This window comes from Mycobacterium sp. E787, from assembly GCF_001668725.1.
In the GTDB taxonomy this organism is placed as follows: Bacteria; Actinomycetota; Actinomycetes; order Mycobacteriales; family Mycobacteriaceae; genus Mycobacterium.
On the sequence record NZ_LZKL01000037.1, the window covers coordinates 162,272 to 169,098 of the forward strand.

Annotated in this window: 8 protein-coding genes; 7 read left to right on the forward strand and 1 reads right to left on the reverse strand. The window is 68.3% G+C overall.

Features of this window, described 5'->3' with window-relative positions; genetic code table 11:
• The first annotated feature begins 29 nt into the window (after positions 1-29).
• Genes A5705_RS08335 through A5705_RS08350 form a run of 4 tightly spaced genes read left to right on the forward strand, consistent with a single transcriptional unit; the run spans position 30 to position 4,168 of the window.
• A complete protein-coding gene (locus tag A5705_RS08335) occupies positions 30-1,433 on the forward strand; it encodes a class I adenylate-forming enzyme family protein (RefSeq protein WP_067883700.1) in 1,404 nt (467 codons plus the stop codon).
• Entirely contained in the window at positions 1,411-2,316 is a 906-nt protein-coding gene (locus tag A5705_RS08340) for an acyl-CoA dehydrogenase family protein (RefSeq protein WP_067883701.1), read from the forward strand. Before A5705_RS08335 ends, A5705_RS08340 begins: the two co-directional genes overlap by 23 nt.
• Complete coding sequence (locus A5705_RS08345; protein WP_067883702.1) at positions 2,303-3,400, forward strand: acyl-CoA dehydrogenase family protein; 1,098 nt, start codon at positions 2,303-2,305, stop codon at positions 3,398-3,400. The genes A5705_RS08340 and A5705_RS08345 overlap by 14 nt, the downstream gene beginning before the upstream one ends.
• Positions 3,401-4,168, forward strand: a complete 768-nt coding sequence (locus A5705_RS08350; protein ID WP_067883703.1) for an enoyl-CoA hydratase/isomerase family protein — start codon at positions 3,401-3,403, stop codon at positions 4,166-4,168. It begins immediately after the preceding gene.
• A 16-nt stretch (positions 4,169-4,184) separates the two neighbouring features.
• Here A5705_RS08350 and A5705_RS08355 read toward each other — a convergent pair whose 3' ends face one another.
• A complete protein-coding gene (locus A5705_RS08355) occupies positions 4,185-5,054 on the reverse strand; it encodes a proline iminopeptidase-family hydrolase (protein WP_369803393.1) in 870 nt (289 codons plus the stop codon).
• A 141-nt stretch (positions 5,055-5,195) separates the two neighbouring features.
• On the opposite strand from A5705_RS08355, the gene A5705_RS28960 reads away from it, so the two are divergent.
• From A5705_RS28960 to A5705_RS08365, 3 genes are all read left to right on the forward strand, one after another.
• Positions 5,196-5,333: a hypothetical protein gene (locus A5705_RS28960; RefSeq protein WP_304528554.1), complete on the forward strand. Its 138-nt coding sequence runs from the start codon at positions 5,196-5,198 to the stop codon at positions 5,331-5,333.
• Between the two features lie 7 nt (positions 5,334-5,340).
• A complete protein-coding gene (gene meaB, locus A5705_RS08360) occupies positions 5,341-6,216 on the forward strand; it encodes a methylmalonyl Co-A mutase-associated GTPase MeaB (RefSeq protein ID WP_067883704.1) in 876 nt (291 codons plus the stop codon).
• Positions 6,217-6,277: 61 nt separating this feature from the next.
• Positions 6,278-6,652: a limonene-1,2-epoxide hydrolase family protein gene (locus tag A5705_RS08365; RefSeq protein WP_067883731.1), complete on the forward strand. Its 375-nt coding sequence runs from the start codon at positions 6,278-6,280 to the stop codon at positions 6,650-6,652.
• Positions 6,653-6,827: the final 175 nt, after the last annotated feature.

The following is a 6,827-nucleotide window of genomic DNA, read 5'->3' on the forward strand; positions in this document are numbered from 1 at the left end:
GACGTGGTGGACTGCTGGAAGGAACGGACGTGACCGAGCCGCCGGCGCTCGTGTTCGAGGAACGGCGGTTCAGCCTGTCCCAGCTCGACGCGATGGCCGACGGGTTGGCCGCAACCTTGACCAAGGACGGTGTCACCGCCGGTCGCCGGGTCGCGGTCATGGCGTCCAACCGGCCGGAGTTCGTGGCCGTCCTGCTGGCGATCTGGCGGCTCGGCGCCACGGCCGTCCTGCTCAGCCCCGCGTGGAAGCGCGACGAGGTCGACCACGCGCTGGGGCTCACCGATCCGGAGCATGCGGTCGGCGACCATCCGGTGCTGGCCGGCCTGCTGCCCATGCTGAGCCTCGACGAACCGATCCCGGCCGGGGAGCCGGTCTCCGGTTCGCTGCCGCCTCGCGCCGACGCGGTGCTCGCCTTCAGTTCCGGCACCACCGGTCTCCCGAAGGCGGTGCGGCACACCCACGCCGCTTTGCACGAGGCCGTGGACCACTGGCGCGCGGCCCTGCAGCTGACCCGGCACGATCGGATTCAAGTCGCCACGCCGCCGTCACACATACTCGGGCTGCTCAACATCCTCACCGCGTTGCGGACCGGCGCCCGGATGCGGCTGCATCCGCGATTCGACATCGACCAGATGCTGCGATGCATCGAAAAAGACCGCGTCACAGTCGAAATGGCGGTCGCGCCGATCGCGCTGGCGATCGCGTCGCATCCCGCCCTCGAGTCCTACGACCTGTCGTCGCTGCGCTTCATCATGTGGGGGGCGACGCCGGTGAGTCCCAGCGTCGCCGAGGCCGTGACCCGCCGGACCGGCGTCGGTTGGGTGCCGGCCTACGGAGCCACGGAACTGCCTGTGATCGCGTGCAATCCGGTGCAGGGGGCCCGGCTCGACTCGGTCGGGCGCCCCGTGCCCGGGGTCGACGTGCGGGTGGTCTCGCCGGAAACCGGCCGGCCCGTCGGCGCGGGGGAGGTGGGGGAGATCCAGGCCCGCTCGCTGTCGCTGATGGCGGGATACCTGCCGGCCGCCGCAACCGCCGAGGCCATGCGCGACGGGTGGTACCGGACGGGTGACGTCGGCGCGCTCGACAGCGACGGCTGGCTGCACATCACCGACCGGCTCAAAGAGATGATCAAGGTGCGCGGTTTCCAGGTCGCACCGGCCGAGATCGAGACCGTGCTGCACAGCCATCCGGCCGTCAAAGACTGTGCGGTGTTCGGCGTTCCCGACGGCGTCAACGGTGAGGCGATCGTGGCCGCCGTGGCAGCCGACGGTCCGGTGCGAGCGGCCGAGCTGACCGGCCTGGTGGACGAGAGGCTAGCTTCGTACAAACGCCTGAGCCGCGTTGTGTTCGTGGACGATATACCGCGCCTGTCCTCGGGCAAGGTGCTGCGCCGAGCGTTGAAGGAGACCTATGGATGTACGTCTGACGTCTGAACAGCGGCAGCTTCGTGACGCCGCCGCCAAGCTGGCGGACGACCTCGGGCTCGGGGCGGTGCAGGATCTCGACGACGAGGGCCGAATCAGCAGGCTGGACAAGCAGATTCAGACGACCGGCTGGCGGGCGCTGCGCTCCGACGGTGCCTCCGGCGTCGAGGTGGCCGTCGTCGCCGAAGAATTCGGGCGCCGGCTGGTCGACGCGCCGTTCCTCGGGCCGGTGCTGGCCGATGACCTCACCCGGCACGTCGGCGCCGACAGCGCGGGAGCGACCGTCGCGGTCGACGACCGGGCGATCGACGCGCGCGGCGCGCGACGGGCCTTGTCGCTCTGTGGCACCGGCGTTCTGGCGGCGGGCGTGGCGGCGGCGCGCACCGGCGCCGACCTGACGCGAGCCGAGGCGGAGCTGGCGGGAGCGCCGGCCACGCTCGGCGAGGTGAACCCCGACGTCGCAGCGCGATGGCTGGCCCTCGCGCTGGTCACTACCACCGCGGACCTGGTGGGCATCGCCCGTGGCGCGCACGCGGTCGCCTGCGACTACGCGAAGATCCGCGAACAGTACGGCAAAACGATCGGTTCATATCAGGCGATCGCGCACTTGCTGGCCGAAAGCCTTGCGCTGATCGAGGGTTCGGTCAGCGTGTTGCGTCACGCCGCATGGGGAGTCGACGAACTCGCGCCCGCCGAAGCCATCCGGGCCGCACAGATTGCGAAGGTGTACTGCGCACGCGCCGCCCGCACGGTGTGCGAGACCGCCGTACAGGTCCACGGCGGCATCGGCAACACCTGGGACTGCCTGGTCCACGTCTACCTGCGCCGGGCGCTGACATCAACCGAACTCTGGCCCGTGACGCTGAAGGAGATCGACTTTGGACTTTCGTGACTCGGCCGACGAGGCCGCCTTCCGGGAACGCCTTCGTTCCTGGCTTGCGTTGCACGCCAAGCAATATGCCGGCTCCGGAGACGAATACTGGCAGCGCATGGCCGACTGGCATCGGGACCTGTACGACAACGGCTTCTTCGGTCTGTCGTGGCCGCGCGACTACGGCGGCCAGGAGTTGGCGCCCGTGTACGACGTCATCGTCGACGAGGAGCTGGTCCGGGCCGGCGCTCCGCCGCGCCCCAGCGTGGGCTACCTGGTGTACGGGATTGGTCGCCATGGCAGCGACGAGCTGCGCAAGCGGTTCCTGCCCGGCATCATCAACGGCACCGAGCGGTGGTGCCAGGGTTTCAGCGAGCCGGGCGCCGGCTCGGACCTGGCGTCGCTTACCACCACGGCCACCCTCGAGGGCGACACCTATGTGGTGCACGGGCACAAGATTTGGACCAGCTACTCCGACGTCGCCGACTGGTGTCTCCTGCTGGCCCGCACCGACCCGGGGGCCAAGCGCCACCGGGGCCTGTCGGCGTTCGTGCTCAACATGAAACAGCCTGGCGTGCAACAGCGGCCGTTACGCATGATTAACGGGGTCACCAACGAGTTCGGCCAGGTGTTCTTCGACGGCGCCACCGTGCCCGCGGACCGGATGGTCGGGGCGCCCGGTGAGGGCTGGGCGGTGGCCATGACGGTCGTCGGCCACGAACGCGAACCCTCCACGCTGGGCTACGCGGCCCGCTACGGCAAGCTGGTCCGAAACCTGTTCGCGCGTAACAGCGATTCTGGAGGCCCCATATCCGAGGAGCTCGCGTGGGCGGCAGTCGAGTCGGAGATGCTGACGCATCATGTCCGGCGACGGCTGTCCGAGCAGTTGGACGGGGTCTCGCACGGCCCCGAGGGGTCGCTGGACAAGCTGCTGATGACGTGGGTCGAGCAGTCCGTCGGTCACGCCGCGCTGGCGGTGGCCGGGACCCGTGACCCCGACCTGCTCAGCGCCTACCTGTACAGCCGCGCGCAGAGCGTGATGGGCGGGACCTCACAGATACAAAAAAACATCATCGCGTCGCGAATCTTGGGATTGGGAGTCTGAATGTACGACATGCCGGCCGAAATCGACGTCCGCGCCGACGGCCCATTGCGAATCATCACCCTGAACCGCCCCGACGACCTCAACGCGGTCAACGACAGCCTGCACGTCGGCCTCGCGCGGTTATGGCAGCGGTTGACCGACGATCCCGCGGCCCGCGCCGCGGTGATCACCGGGGCAGGCAAGGCGTTTTCGGCCGGCGGCGACTTCGCCTACCTCGCCGAGTTGTCCCAGGACGCCGATCTGCGCGCCAAGACCATCCGGGACGGCCGCGAGATCGTGCTGGGGATGGCGCGCTGCCGGATTCCCGTGGTGGCGGCCGTCAACGGGCCGGCCGTCGGGCTGGGCTGCAGCCTGGTGGCGCTGAGCGACATCGTGTACATCGCCGAGAACGCCTTCCTCGCCGACCCGCACGTGCAGGTGGGGTTGGTGGCCGCCGACGGCGGACCGCTGACCTGGCCGCTGCACATCAGCCTGCTGCTCGCCAAGGAGTACGCGCTGACCGGCACCCGCATCAGCGCGCAGCGCGCCGTCGAACTCGGACTGGCCAATCACGTGGCGGCCGACCCCGTCGCGGAGGCGATCGCCTGCGCCGAAAAGATTTTGGAGCTGCCCCAGCAGGCGGTCGAGAGCACCAAACGGGTGCTCAACATCCATTTGGAGCGCGCGGTTCTCGCAAGCCTGGATTATGCGCTGTCCGCCGAGCACCAGTCGTTCACGACGGAGGACTTCCGGACGATCGTCGCCAAGCTGAATGCCGGCAAGAACTGATCGCTGATGCCGCGAGCTACGCTCGCGAGTCGTGGTGCCGTAGGAACTCGCGCATCACCGAATCGAACTTGTCCGGCTCCTCGATGAAGGGCATGTGAGCGCTCGACTCGAACAACTCGAACCGTGACCCGGGGATGCGTTGGTGCATCTCCCAGGCGTGCTCGGGCACGCACTCGTCGTACCGCCCCGTGACAACCAGCGTCGGCAAGGCGATCTCGCCCAACCGGTCGAACACGTCCCAGTCGCGGATGTTGCCGACGATGTGAAAGTCGCTCGGGCCGAACATGGTCTCGAAGACATCCGTGCCCATGTTCCTGAACGCTTCCTCGAGTTCCCTGGGCCAGGGACGCACCCGGCACAGGTAGGTCTCGTTCCAGGTCCGGATGGCGGCCTGGTATTCGGCCGAATAGGTCGTGCCCGCCGCTTCGTGGCGGTCGATGGCCGATTGCGTCGCCGGGTCCAGCTCGGACTTCAAGCGCGCCACCATGTTCGAGAACTCGGGTATCGACGCGATGCTGTTCGAGATCGTCAGGCTGACCGCGCCCGAGGCCACGTCGAGCACGTACTGCTGCGCGAGCATCCCACCCCATGAGTTGCCGAAGATGTGAAAGCGGTTGAGTTCCAGCGCCTTCACCACCGCGTCCATCTCGGCGACCGAGCGTTCCATCGTCCAAAGCGCGGTGTTGGACGGCCGTCTCGACTTTCCGCAGCCGAGCTGATCCCAGAACACCACCTCCCGCTCGTCGGCCAACCGTTCGAGCGAACTCAAGTAGTTGTGCGGAAGACCCGGGCCGCCATGGACGACGAGCAGCGGAAGACCGGGGCCGCCGCCGGCCCGCTTGAACCAGACCTTTCCGCCTGGGACCGAGACCATGCCGTGGGTCATCCCCCCACCATCGCAAATATGTGGCCATCCCGCGCCGGTGACGCGCGGGTTCGAACGGCTCCTGCTCCTTGCAACTCCCACTCTCGCAATGAGAGAATAGTGTTCTCATCAGTATGCGCTGCCCGAACCCGGAGAAGACCCGTGTCTGAAGCCGTCATCGTGTCCGCCCTGCGCACCCCGATCGGCACCGCCCGCCGCGGTGGGGGATTAGGCGTCGCGGCGATGTGCGCCGGCGGTGGAATGGGTTCGGCGACGGTCATCGAGGTCGCCGCGCCATAATGCGCACATGACCATCGCCGACCTGATCGCGGGTGCGCGCAACGGGTCTCCGCGCGCGGCGGGCCGGCTGCTCAGCCTGGTGGAAGGCGAACGCCGCGACGAGGTGCTGGCGAGCATCGGACCGTCGGCGGTTCGAGTTGTCGGCATCACCGGGCCGCCGGGTGCGGGCAAGTCGACGACGGTCGGTGCCCTGGTCGGCGCCTACCGCGAGCGCGGCTCCAGGGTGGCGGTGCTGGCAGTGGACCCGTCGTCGCCGTTCAGCGGCGGCGCGCTGCTGGGCGATCGCATCCGAATGACGGCCCACATCAACGACTCCGACGTCCTGATCCGGTCGGTGGCCACCCGCGGTCACGTCGGGGGCCTGGCGGCCGCGGTTCCGGCGGCCATCCGGCTACTGGGCGCCATCGGATACGACGTGGTGCTGCTGGAGACAGTCGGAGTGGGCCAGTCGGAGATCGAGATCGCCGCCGTCGCCGACCCCACCATCGTCGTCCTCAACCCCGGGGCGGGCGACGCGGTGCAGGCCGCGAAGGCCGGCGTGCTCGAAGTCGCCGACATCGTGGCCGTCAACAAGGCCGACCGGGAGGGCGCCGAACAGACGGTGCGCGACCTGCGCGCCGAAACGAGAGCCCCGATAGTCAGTCTCGTCGCCGCCCGCGGCGAGGGCATCGCCGATCTGGTGGCCGCGATCGACGATCACCATCGCACCGACAGCCGGGAGCGCCGGGTGGCGCGGGCCCGCGCGCAGATGCTGTCGCTGGCGCAAACGCTGCTGCGGACCCGGCCGGAGCTCGACAAGCTCGCCGAGGCGGTGGCCGACGGGCGCGACGATCCCTACTCGGCGGCCGCAAAGCTGTTGTCACCCACGCCTGACCCGGAATAACTCAAGACCGCCACGGCCTTAAGGTCTTGATTTGCCGCATAGCGCTGTGTTGCATGAATACATGACACGTTCGGCCGATGAGCTGGTAACCGAATTCTGCAAACGGTGGGCATCACCCGATCCTGACGAGCTAGCCGGTTACTTCACCGAAGATGCCGTCTACCACAACATCCCGATGCAGCCCGTGCAAGGTCGGCAAGCGATAAGGGATTTCATCGCGGGCTTTCTCGCCGCATTCGACGGGATCGACTTCAACGTGCACCGGCAGATCAGCGACGGGCCGCTGGTGATGAACGAGCGAACCGACGTGATGCGCCGCAAGGACGGCGAAGCCGTGCCGTTGCCCGTGATGGGGGTTTTCGAGGTGCACAACGACCGCATCGTCGCGTGGCGTGACTACTTCGACATGGGAGCCATCACCAGAGCGTTCGGCTGAAAACGGACCCGGCTCAATCGGGTTCGTCGTCGTCCGCGTCGCGGAGGAATCGTTCGGGGTGGTGGTAGCTGTTGGTGCGTGGCTGCCCGCGGTCCAGGTGCGGGGGCGGGATCCATTCGGTTTCGCCGCGGGCGTTGGTGCGGGTGGTCCAGCCTTGTTCGGCGAGTCGGTTGTC